Source organism: Pseudomonas extremaustralis, assembly GCF_900102035.1.
Lineage (GTDB): Bacteria > Pseudomonadota > Gammaproteobacteria > Pseudomonadales > Pseudomonadaceae > Aquipseudomonas > Aquipseudomonas extremaustralis.
Window position 1 is genome coordinate 3,579,147 of the sequence record NZ_LT629689.1, and the last position, 13,935, is coordinate 3,593,081.

Annotated in this window: 25 protein-coding genes; 12 read left to right on the plus strand and 13 right to left on the minus strand. The window is 57.9% G+C overall.

The window, feature by feature from the left end; translation table 11 throughout:
* Positions 1-94: 94 nt before the first annotated feature.
* The 13 genes from BLR63_RS16535 to BLR63_RS32205 all read right to left on the minus strand — a co-directional run bounded on the left by BLR63_RS16535 (position 95) and on the right by BLR63_RS32205 (position 7,268).
* Positions 95-1,531 (minus strand): replicative DNA helicase, encoded by a 1,437-nt coding sequence (locus tag BLR63_RS16535; protein ID WP_010564177.1) that lies wholly within the window; start codon positions 1,529-1,531, stop codon positions 95-97.
* Positions 1,528-2,349 (minus strand): ATP-binding protein, encoded by an 822-nt coding sequence (locus BLR63_RS16540; RefSeq protein ID WP_010564176.1) that lies wholly within the window; start codon positions 2,347-2,349, stop codon positions 1,528-1,530. The genes BLR63_RS16535 and BLR63_RS16540 overlap by 4 nt, the downstream gene beginning before the upstream one ends.
* Positions 2,336-3,127 carry a helix-turn-helix domain-containing protein gene (locus tag BLR63_RS16545; protein WP_010564175.1) on the minus strand — a complete coding sequence of 264 codons (792 nt, stop codon included), beginning with the start codon at positions 3,125-3,127 and terminating at the stop codon, positions 2,336-2,338. Before BLR63_RS16545 ends, BLR63_RS16540 begins: the two co-directional genes overlap by 14 nt.
* Positions 3,124-3,351, minus strand: coding sequence for a hypothetical protein (locus tag BLR63_RS16550; protein ID WP_083365956.1), 228 nt, complete (start codon positions 3,349-3,351; stop codon positions 3,124-3,126). The genes BLR63_RS16545 and BLR63_RS16550 overlap by 4 nt, the downstream gene beginning before the upstream one ends.
* Positions 3,348-3,872 (minus strand): hypothetical protein, encoded by a 525-nt coding sequence (locus BLR63_RS31655; protein WP_010564173.1) that lies wholly within the window; start codon positions 3,870-3,872, stop codon positions 3,348-3,350. Before BLR63_RS31655 ends, BLR63_RS16550 begins: the two co-directional genes overlap by 4 nt.
* Positions 3,869-4,174: a hypothetical protein gene (locus BLR63_RS16560; protein WP_010564172.1), complete on the minus strand. Its 306-nt coding sequence runs from the start codon at positions 4,172-4,174 to the stop codon at positions 3,869-3,871. The genes BLR63_RS31655 and BLR63_RS16560 overlap by 4 nt, the downstream gene beginning before the upstream one ends.
* Positions 4,171-4,908: a Rha family transcriptional regulator gene (locus tag BLR63_RS16565; protein ID WP_010564171.1), complete on the minus strand. Its 738-nt coding sequence runs from the start codon at positions 4,906-4,908 to the stop codon at positions 4,171-4,173. The genes BLR63_RS16560 and BLR63_RS16565 overlap by 4 nt, the downstream gene beginning before the upstream one ends.
* Complete coding sequence (locus tag BLR63_RS31245; RefSeq protein WP_130926082.1) at positions 4,905-5,411, minus strand: hypothetical protein; 507 nt, start codon at positions 5,409-5,411, stop codon at positions 4,905-4,907. The genes BLR63_RS16565 and BLR63_RS31245 overlap by 4 nt, the downstream gene beginning before the upstream one ends.
* A complete protein-coding gene (locus BLR63_RS16575; RefSeq protein ID WP_010564169.1) occupies positions 5,408-5,698 on the minus strand; it encodes a hypothetical protein in 291 nt (96 codons plus the stop codon). Before BLR63_RS16575 ends, BLR63_RS31245 begins: the two co-directional genes overlap by 4 nt.
* Entirely contained in the window at positions 5,691-5,984 is a 294-nt protein-coding gene (locus tag BLR63_RS16580; RefSeq protein ID WP_010564168.1) for a hypothetical protein, read from the minus strand. Before BLR63_RS16580 ends, BLR63_RS16575 begins: the two co-directional genes overlap by 8 nt.
* Positions 5,981-6,286, minus strand: a complete 306-nt coding sequence (locus BLR63_RS16585) for a hypothetical protein (protein ID WP_010564167.1) — start codon at positions 6,284-6,286, stop codon at positions 5,981-5,983. Before BLR63_RS16585 ends, BLR63_RS16580 begins: the two co-directional genes overlap by 4 nt.
* A 125-nt stretch (positions 6,287-6,411) precedes the next feature.
* On the minus strand, positions 6,412-6,966 hold the full coding sequence (locus BLR63_RS16590; protein WP_010564166.1) for a KilA-N domain-containing protein: 555 nt from the start codon (positions 6,964-6,966) through the stop codon (positions 6,412-6,414).
* A complete protein-coding gene (locus BLR63_RS32205) occupies positions 6,966-7,268 on the minus strand; it encodes a Cro/CI family transcriptional regulator (RefSeq protein WP_050901321.1) in 303 nt (100 codons plus the stop codon). The genes BLR63_RS16590 and BLR63_RS32205 overlap by 1 nt, the downstream gene beginning before the upstream one ends.
* Positions 7,269-7,372: 104 nt before the next feature.
* Here BLR63_RS32205 and BLR63_RS16600 point away from each other — a divergent pair, with 104 nt between their 5' ends.
* The 12 genes from BLR63_RS16600 to BLR63_RS16650 all read left to right on the plus strand — a co-directional run bounded on the left by BLR63_RS16600 (position 7,373) and on the right by BLR63_RS16650 (position 13,914).
* The gene (locus BLR63_RS16600) at positions 7,373-8,143 is read left to right on the plus strand and encodes an XRE family transcriptional regulator (protein WP_010564165.1); all 771 of its coding nucleotides are present in this window, start codon (positions 7,373-7,375) and stop codon (positions 8,141-8,143) included.
* Between the two features lie 132 nt (positions 8,144-8,275).
* A complete protein-coding gene (locus BLR63_RS16605; RefSeq protein WP_010564164.1) occupies positions 8,276-8,599 on the plus strand; it encodes a helix-turn-helix domain-containing protein in 324 nt (107 codons plus the stop codon).
* A 32-nt stretch (positions 8,600-8,631) separates the two neighbouring features.
* A complete protein-coding gene (locus tag BLR63_RS16610; RefSeq protein WP_010564163.1) occupies positions 8,632-8,907 on the plus strand; it encodes a hypothetical protein in 276 nt (91 codons plus the stop codon).
* A gap of 23 nt (positions 8,908-8,930) precedes the next feature.
* Positions 8,931-9,602: a Rha family transcriptional regulator gene (locus tag BLR63_RS16615; RefSeq protein WP_042946597.1), complete on the plus strand. Its 672-nt coding sequence runs from the start codon at positions 8,931-8,933 to the stop codon at positions 9,600-9,602.
* 76 nt (positions 9,603-9,678) lie between these two features.
* On the plus strand, positions 9,679-10,278 hold the full coding sequence (locus tag BLR63_RS16620; protein WP_010564161.1) for a hypothetical protein: 600 nt from the start codon (positions 9,679-9,681) through the stop codon (positions 10,276-10,278).
* Between the two features lie 45 nt (positions 10,279-10,323).
* Entirely contained in the window at positions 10,324-11,058 is a 735-nt protein-coding gene (locus BLR63_RS16625; RefSeq protein ID WP_010564160.1) for a hypothetical protein, read from the plus strand.
* Positions 11,055-11,336 (plus strand): hypothetical protein, encoded by a 282-nt coding sequence (locus tag BLR63_RS16630; RefSeq protein WP_010564159.1) that lies wholly within the window; start codon positions 11,055-11,057, stop codon positions 11,334-11,336. Before BLR63_RS16625 ends, BLR63_RS16630 begins: the two co-directional genes overlap by 4 nt.
* Entirely contained in the window at positions 11,333-11,500 is a 168-nt protein-coding gene (locus BLR63_RS31535) for a hypothetical protein (protein WP_010564158.1), read from the plus strand. Before BLR63_RS16630 ends, BLR63_RS31535 begins: the two co-directional genes overlap by 4 nt.
* A complete protein-coding gene (locus tag BLR63_RS16635; protein ID WP_010564157.1) occupies positions 11,493-12,170 on the plus strand; it encodes a hypothetical protein in 678 nt (225 codons plus the stop codon). The genes BLR63_RS31535 and BLR63_RS16635 overlap by 8 nt, the downstream gene beginning before the upstream one ends.
* 2 nt (positions 12,171-12,172) lie before the next feature.
* Entirely contained in the window at positions 12,173-12,367 is a 195-nt protein-coding gene (locus BLR63_RS16640) for a DUF4224 domain-containing protein (RefSeq protein ID WP_010564156.1), read from the plus strand.
* Between the two features lie 11 nt (positions 12,368-12,378).
* Positions 12,379-13,377, plus strand: a complete 999-nt coding sequence (locus BLR63_RS16645) for a tyrosine-type recombinase/integrase (protein WP_010564155.1) — start codon at positions 12,379-12,381, stop codon at positions 13,375-13,377.
* Entirely contained in the window at positions 13,378-13,914 is a 537-nt protein-coding gene (locus BLR63_RS16650; RefSeq protein ID WP_010564154.1) for a hypothetical protein, read from the plus strand.
* Positions 13,915-13,935: the final 21 nt, after the last annotated feature.

The following is a 13,935-nucleotide window of genomic DNA, read 5'->3' on the forward strand; positions in this document are numbered from 1 at the left end:
CCTGCAATCCGTGGGCTGTAGCGAAAAGCGCGAATATTGGAATCTAACGCCTGTCTGCTTGACATCAGCGCTTACCGCGGTCCGGTCTATCAGATCAGAACTTTTCATCGTTCCTCCTCCCCTTGTACTTGTTGGAGAGAGGCCGCCCCATCTCGACCTCCTCTTCCGACGGATATGAGTTGCCAATAAGCTCGACAAACCGGTGGTAGGCACCCTGGTGCTGAACGCGACAGGAGCCCGTGGGCCCGTGGCGGTTTTTGTCGACGATCAGCTCTGTGACGCCGGCCTTCCCAGCGTCGGATTCACCATCGCGATGCACCAGGATCACCACGTCGGCGTCGGCCTCGATCTGCCCTGAGTCACGCAGGTCACTTTTGGTGGGGCGCTTATTGGGCCGGCTGCTAGGTCCGCGGTTGAGCTGGGCAAGCACCACGATGGGCACCGCCAGCTCCTTCGCCAGGCGCTTCAGGCCTTTACTGATCTCGGTGACCGTTTCGTATCGGCTCGACGACTTGTTTTCGCCGTTGACCAGTCCGATGTAATCCAGGGCGACGAATGCAAGGCCGTGCTCGCGCTTCACTGTCCGGCAGATCTGCCGAATGTCCCGAAGCGTCAGCGATGAGTCATCGCATATGATCAGCGGGGCATCCATCAGCTTGTTCACTGCCGAGGTTAGGCCCGGCCAATCAGCGTCGGTCATCGAGTGACCTTCGCTGATGTGTTTGAGTTGGACGCTGCCGACCGAGGCCAGCGACCTGTTGGTCAGCTCCACATCCGTCATTTCCAGCGAGAAAACCAGCGCCGGCTCGTTCTTGACCAGGGCGACACGTTCGGCAATGCCAAGGCCCAACGTGGTCTTGCCGCTGCCGGGCGTTCCCGCCACCACCACGACGTGACCAGGACAGATGCCTGGGATGAATTCGTCCAACGACGGCAGGCCCGTATCAAATCCAAGGCTTGCGGTCCGATTGAACCGGCGGTCAACGCCATCGATTGCCTCGGGCAGAATGTCCTTGATGAACCGGTACCGGCGGCGCGAGTCGAGCCCTTCCGCCTCAAGCGACACCCAAGCCTGCTGGCCCTGGCTCATCACCTCGTCAAGCGGTTCGCCGTCGATCAGGCGCTGACTCATGATTCTCGCAGCAGCGATAACCCGGCGGGCGACAGAGCGCTGCTTGACGACCCGGGCGTATTCGTCAAAGTTCGCGGCGCTCGGTGTGTTCTGCACCAGCAGCCCCACAACGGCCACTGAGCTTTGCCCGTCAGCAAGGAAGGGGCGAGCCTCGCAGATGGTCACAACGTCCACCGCGCGACCTCTGGAGCGCAGCCCCAGCACCACTTCGAACAACTCGGCGCAGGCGGGATGGTGGAAATCCGCAATGGACAGCTTCCCCCCGGCCTCATCGATCAAGTCAGATTGCTGGATCATGCTGCCGATCAGGGCGTATTCAGCCTCATGGCTGTATAGCGCCGAGTCGGGAACCTGCTGGTAGGACGATGAAGAGTCGTCAATTTCAGGGAAATCCATCATGCCAAGCCTCCCGACCGCGCCGAATTCCAGGTGAATGGCGCCAGCAGCCCACCATTTTCACGCAACCGGTCAGCTGCGCGTGGACCGATGAAGCTGTGCAGATCCTCAGGTTTCTGATTGCTCACCAGGATGGTCGGCTTGATCAATTGGTAGCGGCGGTCGACCACCTCATGCAACAGGCTTGGCGTGAAGTCCTTGCCAGCGCGAACGCTATGCACGCCAACCTCATCGATCACCAGTAGATCGACAGATGCCAGCTCGTTGATCAGATCCGTCTTGGATGGCCCCGAGTTATTGCGGAAGCTATCGGTCACGGCCTGTGTGATCGACTCCGCGGTGACGATCAACCCGGTATACCCACCAGTGTGGACAACGTGCTGCAGGATCGCGCAGGCCAGGTGCGTCTTGCCGGTACCGATCTCGCCCATCAGCATCAGGGCGCGGCCGGCGGTCAAGTGCTCCCCGAAGCCCTCGGCGTACTTGCGGCAGATGCTCAAGGCGCGCTGCTTGTCCTTGTCGTTGCCAGTGACGTAGCTGTCGAGGCTGCACTTGCGAAAGCGCGGAGTGATGCCGGTGGCCATGAGGTCGCTGTTGAGGCGATCAGCTTCGACTTGGGCCACGGCCTGCAAATGTTCCTCGCGATCCTTGGGCGTGTTGTACAGCGCTTGCCAGCGGCAGGCCGGGCAGGTGTTGAGCTTCCACGATCCGTCGAACTGCTCCACCAGCGACTGCTTGAACGCGTTGTGCCCAGGAGTACCGCACGACTTCTCGCGAGTTTCAGCCAGTTCCGGCTCCAGGATGAATTTAGAAACGGTCATTTGGGTACATCTCCTGGGTGTGTGTTGGCACGCTGAGGACGGCGCTCTGTTGATTGCCGGCTTTGGCGCCAGCCCCTGGCAGCACTGACTCGGGGTATATGTCCGACCAACTGCTGGTGGTGGACTTATCCAGTACGGCGTCGGGCTCTGGGTGGTTGGCCAGCTTCTTGGCGATCAGTTCGCAAGCGCGCAGGGTCAGCGGTGCCCGTTTGGCTTTTCGCATTTCACAGAAGTCAGCCCAGGCTTGATCGGATGCATTTGTAGGCTTGGCAGCCAACGGATCGAACTTGCTCGACTTCCCTCGTGAGCCAGCAGACTTGCCTGCGCCTTCTTTTGGTTTATTAACGGATAGATGACGGATAGATGACGTATTGGGTGCAGCTGCTGCACCCCGTTCTGTCTTCATTTGCACCCCGTTCTGTTCTGAGCTGCACCCCGTAGCGTTTTCATTTGCACCCCGTTCTGAGCGGGGTGCATCTGGTGCACCCCGTTTTTCGATGAGGTCGTACACCACCGGGCGCCGGTCGTGACGATCAATGTAAGCCGCCGCAATTGACTGGTTCCCGCGTTTGATCAGGCCTGCTGCCTCAAGGGCGTCCAGCTTGTAACGCACGGTGCGCTCAGATAGGCCGGTGTCATTGGCAAGGGTCAGCGCCGAAGGAAAAGCACCGCGCCCGTCACTGCCGGCGTAATTGGCCAGGCAGAGCAGGACGTGGCGGCAGGTGGAATCCTTTATCACCTGCTGCTCCAGAGCCCACACCATGGATTGGATACTCATATGTCGAGCTCCCGCGTTACCCGGCGCACGAAGTCGTCATAGGCCTCACTCATGACGAAACCTGCTTGCTCCAGCATCTCGCGATGGGCCTTGGCGCCGCTGTACATCACCCAGCGCTCGCGCTCGGGCAGATCCTTGAAGTGGTCGTAGGTTGGCCAGGGCCCGACGATTACCGGCGCTGTACGGGCGTCCTGGGGGGGGGCATGAGGGTTGATGATGGTCATTGCAAAGTCTCCCCTGCCGGACGGACGAACAGTTCCTCGTCCGGCTCGCCCGGCATCTTGCCGCCGGACAATCGCATGATCAGCACGGTGAGGGCGTTGCACGAATTGATCATCGAGGCGTGCGCGTTCCAGATGGTGTCGTCATCGGGATCTGTACAGGCGAGCGACTCATGAGCGAAGTTCGTTCCGTTGCTCGCCATGCAGGCCAGCGTCAAGTCATCGAACTGCTCAAAGTGCGGCTCATTGAGGATCGCGAGCCGCTCAACGGCGACAGGCGGGACATCACCAGGGAACTCCAAGGGGAATTTGGAAGCGGTTATCCCCTGGACCAAAGTTTCGCGAGGGATGCCCTTGGCTTGCAGGACCGTGCTCAAGGAGAGGAAGCAGGCGAGCGCAACCATCTCGGTGGGATGCCCTTCAGCCTTGGCGTGACCAACCACCAGCGGCAGCAGGTCACCCAGCACGAACACTTCATGGGTAGCCATGTCGTTGGATGCGCCTTTCTGGATTGGCTTTTTCATAGCGAACGCTCCAGGCGCTCGACGAGCATGCGCATCTTGCGTTTTAGCTTGGTCGTGAGATCTCGTTGGGTTTTCCAGCGTGTGTAAGCGACATCCGTGAAAGCAATCACCCCCGAGAACTCTTCGTCGTATGGGTTCACGCGCTTATTGGTATCGGCGAAGGGCCGCCCGTAGGCATCGAAGTACACGCGGTACATGGTGTTCAATTCGCGGCGCAGCGAGTTGCGCTTGGTCTCGGCCAGTTGATACTCAACCGCCGACTCGGCGATCTTGGTCATGAGCTGCTCTTGGGAAATCTTCATGCTTGTTCTCCGTCGGCGCCAAACAGGTCAGCCAGGTCAATTTGGTAAACGTCCATCCAGGCAGCGGCGGGCCAGGCGATGACCGAGCCGAAGGTGGGATGAATTACGTGAGGGGCGTTGATGCCACGTGCCTGGCACCACTTCTTGAGTGGGCGCCAACCGCTCCTGCCGAACTCGCGGCCGAGGGCCTTCTCTACGGCGACGATGGTTGCCTGGGTGACACCCATGCCAAGCAGCTCCCTGAGTTGGCGAGCCTCACGGACGGCGGCACTTGCCGTGGCCATCGCCGTTGCCTCACGGCGCGAACCGATCTCGGCTTTGGTTTCGATGGCGTAGTCACGCTGCTCAATTGCCAGTTTTTCTGAGCGTTTGGATTCCAGCAGGTGTTCCAGGGCACTGATGTAGTCGCCGGGCAAGGCCGGCGCAATTGGCTGCTGCTCAAGACGGTTGAGCTTGGTTGTGACCCGACGGCGAACAGCCTTTGACTCGCGCATCAGTACCCACATGCATTGATCGCGGGTCATGCGAAGTTCTACAGACTCGGTTTTGTTCAAATTTTGAACTACGAAAGTTTCGTAGTGCTCGCCGGCAAGCTCGTCCCGGCAGCGAGCGGTGAAGTCGTTGCGGCGGACATCCCCTTCGCCAAACTCAGCGCGGGCTTCGTTGACCAGCTCGAGCAACTCGATGCTGGTCATGGTGACGGCATCGCCGCCTTGGAATTTGGCGATGGTCATGGATTCACCTTTGAGTTGATGGCGGCATGGAAGGCTTCGTCCGTACGCTCCAGGCTTTCATTTGCCTGCAGGACAAGCGAGCGCTCAGGGATGGCGTCGAAACAAGACCCGAGCCGTTCAGCTGCGGATTCCAGCCAGTAAGCGATCTCGCCGATGAAGCCGGCACGCTGACCATCGAGAGACAGCTTTTCCTCATCAGTGGTAGTCACTTTGGCGTCCATGGAAGCGAGCACGCTTCGCAGGCTGCTGCTGCCGAGCCTTGTAGGGTTCTCGCGCTCGTCACGCAGGTATTTCAGGAACATGCGTCCAGCGATGCGCCCGACCTCGATTCCACCGAAGAAGCCACCAGTGAGTGGAACATCCCAATTCGAAGAACTCTTGCTGTGATCCTTTCCAACAAATGGCAGGCGATCCCATGCGCACTTACCATCCGGCTTCGAGCGAAGGCCTACCGGCTTGCGCTTAGGTAATGGACGCTTGGATTTAGGGATGGATACCTTCACTGGACACCCCCTACATGTACAGCATCATGCGCCGCGCCGGCATGACGGCTCTTCCAGAAGAAGTTGCCGGTTGCTAAAGTGATCGACTCCAGACGGCTTTCGATCTCAGTGGCAATAGGATTGCTCCAGCCGCCGTCGAGCGATGGGACGATCTGAGCCAAAAGGATCGTTCGCAATTCGTTGAAGGTGGCGCGGGCGGCATTCATCCGAGCCATTTGCTCGGCGGTGACAACGGCGTCATCCAACAATTCGCCATATATTTCCAATACGGCCGGAAGGTTATTCATGCTGATCTCCGACTTCCCGCGCCACGTTTTCGGTATCCGCGTTTTGTGGCGCGAGTTCGTCAAGCTGGCGGCTAATGGTTTCGTAGCTGCACGACGCGTTATTGGCGGCATCCGCCACAAGGTTCCAGGCGATCTCGATCAGATTGCTTACGTGCGATGGATGTGCCGAGCCAGTGGTCATGGAAAACAGCAGGCTCTCCAACTGGTTAAGTGCTGTCTTGGCGGTTTCGAGATCGAGTAAAGCGCCGTGGGCGACGACAAGGGCGGTCTGGTGGAGGGCGGTCATCGGGCACCACCTTGGGCAAAAGCCCCGTTGCGGCGGAGAAGATCGCGGCAAGCCTCGCCATTGTCAGATAGCTTGCTGCCAATGATTGAAAGACCTGCCGCGAGACCGTCGGTAACGGATGCTGGCAGTAGCTCTTGCTCGACTTCATGGGCGTAAATGCCGCGAAGCAAGGCCCCCAGCGCCCAAACAAAAGCGCCGGCCTCCTGCATATCCTGCGAGCAATTCGCGAGCTGGCTTTCGTAGTCCGGACGCGGCAGTGCTTGCGCCTTTGGTGGTTTGTTGCTATTTTTTGGGTGTGACATATCGTCTTCTCCGACGAAAGATTCAAAGAAGTCCCTTGCAGGGGACTGATTAAGAAGCCAGCCTCGACAGCTGGCTTTTTGCTGTCTGGTTTAACCTGACAGCAAATACAGGGATGGGCAGACCTTCATGGCAAGGTCCGCAAGCGTGGTTTATCAGGACGATTCAGTTCGAGCGCCATCTGGATAGAGTTGATCTTGCGCTCGACTTCGAGACTAAGAGTGGGCTCGTCACGCTGCCACTCCCACAGGCCGCGACCGCAAGCACTAGCAAGCGCCTTGCGATCATTGAAGTTTTTGCAGGTGCGATTTAGGTCTTCAAGGGCAGATGGCACGCGGTGCAAAATTTCCTCGATGCGCGTGTCACACCACACCGAAAACTTAGCGCTGAGCCAGCGGGCAAAGTGAATGGCGAGTTTCGGATGCAGCCATGTACCGCCACCCCGATCAGCCCGAGCCTTACTGGTTTTTACATACCCGGAATTCCGGGTATCTAGAATTTTCGACTCGGCGCCGGTCAGATGCTCATCAAGCGCCTGGATGTACTCAAGGGTGTCTGCGTTATCCAGCCAGTGGTCGATACGCTTGCCGAAACGGTCAGCCAGCTTTGTGGCATGAAGCCAACCATCTGCGCTGAAGCGGACCGGCTTGCCCTGATATTCGAAAGGGATGACGTTGTTCATCACGCCACCTCCGCAGCACTGGACAAAACACCAGCACCGTCAGTGGACTGACCATGGATCGGGTTTGGGCGTACATTTGCGTTCAAGGTCGGGCCGCAGCCTGACCTGCATTTGCGTTCAATGCGAGCGGGGAAGGCGCGGCGCTCTTCGGCAGAGAACGTGCCATCCAACTCTTGGGTGACGATAATATTTCGACCGATGCGTATTGCCTTGCTGAGCGCGCCCTGGGTGACGCCTAAAAGCATCGCTGCTTCAGGCTGCCCTCGCTCTTTTGCAAAATCTTTTAAATGAACGTTGCTCACGGTTCTTCTCCGAGGAGTCATGCCCGGATAGTACCTATGGCATTATTCAAAGTAAATACTTTTGGCATTTGTCAAGATATTACCAAAAGGAATATTCTCAGCGAATGAGCAAACGACACCTACCCGATGACAGACAAGCTGAGTGCCTTCGGTTGAAGAGCATCTTCAATGCGAAGAAGCGTGACCTCGGCCTGACCCAAGAGAAGCTCGCTGAATATCTGGGGATAAATCAGAGTTCGGTTAGCCACTACCTGAATGCTGTAAATCCTCTTAACGCAACTGTTGCAGTTGCATTCGCTAGAATATTGGAGGTCAAGGTCTCAGACTTCAGCCCCCGTCTTGCAACCGAAATTGAGCTTCTGACTTCGCCCTCTGTTGAAGCAACTCGAGAATTTATCTCCAACCGAGTGGGGGCCCACAAAGCCAAAGGGGTCGTCCCGCACGAAGAGTACGTGCTGATCCCCCAATACATGCCTGAGGACCGCTTCGTCAAAGGAGTTAACGACGATCACGTAGGCCTGACTGAGGGCCTAGTCTTCAGGCGCGGGTGGTTGCGAAGGATGGGGGCATGGCCTGACAACTTGTTCGTTGTTTATGCAGATGGAAATGATATGGCGCCGCACATATGCGCCATGGACGTGATTCTGTTCGACACCTCAAAAAAGAATCCAGAGGATAGGCAGATATACGTGGTTAAGCGAAGAGATGGCGGGATTACCGTGAAACGCATGATTCAGCAGCTGTCTGGATCGTGGATTCTCCGAAGCGAGAACGCCGATAAAAATCTTTTTCCAGACGAAATAGTCCCAGAATCGGAAGCTTCTGCATTACCAATCATTGGAAAGGTAATCTGGAGGGGTGGTAACGCAAGCTAGTTTCTCAATACCAAAAGCCGCCCGCGAGGCGGTTTTTTTTCGCCGATGCAAAATAATAGTGCCAAAGGTATTTACATCTAATATTGCCATAGGTAATGTTTAGCCATCGCATCCCGCCATGGAGTCCACAGCATGAACGCACCAACCACAATCACAGCGCACGGCCTAACCGGTTTTCTCGGTCGTGGCGCAGCTCCGCGTGAGCTGGAGTGTCTGCTGGCGATTGCTGGTGGTGCTAGCGGCAAAGAAGCCGCGCGTGCTCTTGGAGTGACCGAGGACACCGTTAAAAAGCGCATCCTGTCGCTGACTACGAAACTTGGCGTCACTCGCCGCGCAGCTCTTGTAGCGAAAGCGTTCTCGCTTGGCTTGATCAAGGTGGCGGGCGTAATCGCTCCTAACCCCGAGCCGCAACATCAAGAAGACAGCGACCAGTTCCAGGGCGTCTTCATCGCCTAACCCAACCTGATTTTCTGAGACAGGACCAACCCATGATCAGCGTAACCATCTCGATTGAATCCGAAGTTGGCGAACTGGCCGTGTCCAGCACGCACGTTGAGAGCTCAGTGCCGAAGTTGACCACGCTCAAAGAGCTGGCGGACAAGATCAAAATGGATCGCAGCGCGGCCCGGCGTTATGTGCTGCGCCTGGGTTTCGAGCCTAAACGTGCGCGTACCGCATCAAGCGGCTTTCAGTCAGCGCTGGTGTTCACCCCTGATCAAGTACGCCAGATCGTCAAGGCCAGAACGGCAGACGGTTACTGCTAACCATGCTCACAGTCGGAGGCAGCATGAATCTTCAAGTGACCACATTTCGAGGCGAGCCACGGATTGATAGCCGCCTGATCGCCATGGACCTGGGCAACAATCACAAAAGCACGATTGAGCTGATCGAGAAGTACGAACCGAAGTTTCAGCGGTTCGGGGTTCTTCCGTTTCAAACGGATAAACCTAAAGCTGGTTCTGCTGGTGGTCGACCAGAGAAATTCGCGCTGCTCAACGAAGATCAGTCGTACTACCTGTTGGCACTTTCCCGCAATACAGAAATAGTTGTCGACCTCAAGGCCGATTTGGTCATGGCCTTTCGTGAGGCGCGCAACAAGGAAACTGTCAGCAACTTGCAGTACTTGCCGCTGTACCGGGAAATGCACGACGAAGTTAAGGCCCTGGCACTTCGCGCAGAAGAGCGCGGAAGCACCACGCCAGAAAAGATTTTCCATATCAACGCCAACAAAGCGATCAATTCGGCAATGGGTATTGCCGCTGGCCAGCGTGAAAGTCTGACCCTTGATCAGCAACTACTGCTGACAACTTTGCAGGCAGTGTTCCGTAATCAGCTCAAGGTCAGTCTCGATGCTGGCGAGGGCCACAAGGAGGCAGCCAAGAAGGCAAGGGACGCAATAGTAGAGTTCGTCAAGTACGCCGGATCGCTACTTATCGGTAGTTCCAGCACGCAACACTAGCTCCACCAAGTAATACATCAACTTCCATTGATTGCCAAGTTAATCGGCACGCCCTCGGCTTGCCTGGAGAAAGTAAATGAAAGCACCACTGCTCAACATCCGAACCTTGAACCTGACGGTCAACATTCTTGAGGCCGAGGCGCCGGCCGTTACCATCTTGCCGAGCGTAAAAGATCAATTCACCGAGGCGCTCAAGAAGTTCGCACCGGATTCACTCACCCCGCCAGCCATCGGCGAATACTGGATCGGCCAAGGCGGGATCTACGCCGGTCGCCGCGAGTACCCCGAAGGCCTGTGCTACGTGATCTTCGCCGCTGCCGATGTCGGCAAGCATGCCTATGGCGAGCACGGTACCGAGGTAGAAGCCATAAGCCGCCACGATGGACGCGAGAACACTGCCATCCTGGTCAACCGCGACGGTTCGCACCCAGCGGCCGACGCTGCATATGCCTACACCTGCGATGGTCACAACGACTTCAGCCTGCCTTCGATTGGCGAGCTGAATCACGCCTGGCAGTTCATCCACGAGTCGTTCGAGAAGGACTGGTACATCAGCAGCACGCAGCGCTCAGCCTACTACGCATTCGGCATGGTCTTCGGTGATGGCATTCAGGGCTACTACGGCAAGAACTGCGAGCGCCGTGTCCGCCCCGTCCGCAGACTGCCTATTCAATAATTCATTTATTGCTTCTGCGGCTTTGGCCGCACTGGAGAACGCGTGATGAAACGCCGCCAAATATCACCCGCCGCCCTGCCCGCCATTGGCCAGCCGTTCGCCGGCGGCTTCTACGCAGGCCGGATCTACTTCGACGGCGCCGAGTTCGCGCTGATCGATGCAGGTCAGGAATTTGAGACCGCCGCCCACTGGTGGGACCACGCAGGACCACGTCCACGTATCCGTGGTGCAACACACCGATTTGACGGGATGGCGAACACCCTGGCCATGAGCGCCGAGGGCAGCACCATCTCCACCAAGGTGCTGGGCATGAACATTCGCGGCTCGTGGGGCTGGCACATTCCTTCTATCGAAGAGCTGCAGGTGATTCGCGCCAACCTGCTCCAACTGCCGGATTGGAATCACCGCATGTGTGAGGCCGCGCCGCAGGCGTTCCGTGGATCCCATCAATATTGGTCCAGCACCCAGAAAGAGAACGCGGCTACGGCCTGGCTGATGGGCATGTATCCGTGGGCGATACCTGATACCAACTGGGTCAGTGGGTGCAACGGCATCCGCCCGGTGAAGGTCCTGCAGATCAAGGCTGACGCCTTTGTGCATGAGCCCTCGACCGATATTGCTACGAACGTAGCGGTTTGCGACCTGAGCGGATTGACCGCCAGCCCAGCGGTGGCCGAGGTGCTCGGCCAATTCATCAACGAGGACACCGGCCGCTTCTATGGCCGTACTGATGACCTGCTGGCAAGGCTGGCGATGATCGCCGGGGAGGCGCGCCCATGAAAACCATCATCACCATGATCCTGCTGCTGATCGTTGGCCAGGCCGCCGCCGGCGAGCAGTTGATCGACGTACAGCACGACAGCGCCCGCGGCGTCACCTGCTGGATATTGAATAATACCGGTATCAGCTGCTTGCCGGACAGTTCGCTCATACAGACGCCCGCCAGCACCACCACCGACGAAAGCCAGCCTGCACGGGCTTCTCTGGCAACTTCCATGTGCCAAAGCGAGCAACTGACCGCCGCCCCACCCCCACGGCAAAATGGGCTCCAGTTATGAGCCGCCGCAACGGTACAAAGGGCCAGCGCCTGATCGAGCTGTTCAACGCCCTGCAGCGCCGAGAAACCACGTTCGGCCAGATCTACGCGATGTCGGCATCGTGCGGAATCGACGCACGCAGGGTGCTGGCTGATCACTTTCAGAGAGGTGACAGCCATGACTGACCTGATCTGTCGTAAATCAATGACCAACTGCCTGACGCCGGGAATGTGTTCGCCGCACGGTGGTTGCCAAACGCCAGAAACGGCGCCTGCATTTCGCGCTCTGTTGGCCGAGCGTAACGCGCTGGCCTTCCTGCTCAAGCGCTTCGTGGATGGCGAACACGATCAGGACGAGAATCAGGCAGAGCGCCACATGTACCACGACGAGGCGCAGACCTTGCTGGCGTACCTGGGCGGCGAGTTGCACGGCCATACCCTGGTGCCGGACGAGAGCTTGCGGAAGCAGAGCGACGAGAGCGAGCGCCTGCAAACCCTGGCGCAGACCGAGATCGACAAAGCTTGCGAAAGTGCAAAGGAGGTTATGGGTGCGCGCATGACGCTCCACACGCTGGATAGGGAGCGCAATCAACTGAGAGCGTTCGCCGTTGACATGATCAACGCCAGTTTTGAGGGCGGCAGCTTCGACGGCGGCGACATTCAGGACATTGCGGTGAAGCATGGCCTGTTGGCGATTGAGCGGCGCGAGGTCGAGTGCGGCGAGGCCTGCGCCTGCCGTGAGTACGGATTCCCGGCTGAGTGCTATCGCAAGACGCCGATCCTTGGCGCCGTGACTGATGAGGTCGCGACACCATCCGCGAATACCGAAGACGTGTCGCGACACGAAAGGAGGTAGGTATGTTTCTGACAGCAGAGGAAGTTGCCGACCTGACCGGCTACAAGAAGCCAGGGGCACAGATAAAGTGGCTGACCGCCGAACGCTACGGGTTCGCGGTAGGTGGTGATGGTCACCCAAAGGTGCTGCGACAGGTTGTTATCGGGCGGCTGGGTGGTATTCAATCAAGGAAGGGGCCGGAGCTTCGGCTGGGTTGAGGTGAAGATCGATGCGTCCGCGCAAGAAGGACCGGCACCTGCCGGCGTGCATGTACCAGAAGCATGGCGCTTATTACCTGGTCCGCAAGGGCAAGTGGAAACGCCTAGGCACTGACTTTCAGGCATCCCTGGCCGAGTACGCCAAGTTGCTGGACAAGGGTAGCCAGGGCGGAATGCCCAAGCTGATCGATGACGCGCTCGATCACATGCGCACCCGGACGAAGCCGGCGCTGAAGCCGAACACGCTCAAGCAATACGAGGCAGCGGCCGAGCGACTGAAGGAAAACTTCGCCGACTTCGAACCGCGTGAGGTGCTTCAGCGGCACGTCGTCGCGCTCAAGCTGCACATGGCAGACACGCCGAATATGTCGAACCGTGTGATCTCAGTGCTACGGGCGGTGTTCACCTACGCACTGGAGCAGCAGATCGTCGATTCGAATCCCTGCATTGGCGTGCGCCGGCACCTGGAACACAAGCGCGACCGATACATCACCCACGGTGAATTCCAGGCCATCTGCGCCAACTCCAGCGCCAACATGCGGGTGATTTACGAGATGTGCTATCTGACCGGGCAGCGGATTGGTGACGTCCTGGCTATCCGCCTGGCGGACATCAGCACCGAAGGGATCGCCTTCAAGCAGGAAAAGACCAACGCAAGGCTATTGGTACAGATGACACCCGACCTCGAGGAGCTGATTGCCCGGGTCAAGGCGCTACCACGGAAGATCCGGGGCCTTACACTATTCTGCTCCCCGCGCGGCGGCAAACCAGTGCATTACAGCTCGGTAAAGGATGCCTTCGCCATAAGTTGCCGGAAGGCCGGCGTGGAGGACGCCAGCCTTCACGACCTGCGCGCCAAATCCCTTTCCGATACCGACGACCAGGGCAACGATGCGCAAAAACTGGGTGGGCACACCGACGCCAAGATGACGCAGCGTTATCTGCGCCTGCGCAAAATCAACGTGGGCCTGCCGCCGACAATGCCGAAGAAGAAAGAGGTCGAACAGTAAATGGAAGCTTTACCGAAGTGCGTTTACTTCAAGCACGGCAGCTACTACCTCGTTAAGCAAGGCAAGTGGCACTTCCTGACCAAGGATGTCGACCAGATCAGCAACCAGTTGCAACTCAGGTTCGGGTTCGCAGATGGAAAAGTCCCCCACGGGTGGAAGGAGCCGATGGCGCGATCAGCCCTGGAGACTCACCTGCTTTCCGTTCTTGGTAGGGCCAGGCAAAACGCCAAAGGCCGAAAGATCAAAGAGTTCGAGATCGATCAGGACTACGTGCTCGGTCTGCTGAAAGAGTGCGGTTACCGGTGCTCCGTCACTAACACTCCGTTCTCGCTCGAGGTGATTTCTCACGACGGGCGCAAGCCATTTGCCCCAAGTATCGACCGGATCGACAGCGCTGCCGGGTACGTCGAGGGCAACTGCCGCATCGTCTGTTTGGCTGCAAATATCGCGATGAACACGTGGGGAGACAGCATCCTCCTGACCATGCTCAAATACGCCCGCAAGCGGCCGAGTATTGGACAACGTCAAATACTCTAATACTTTTTATTAGATGAGCAA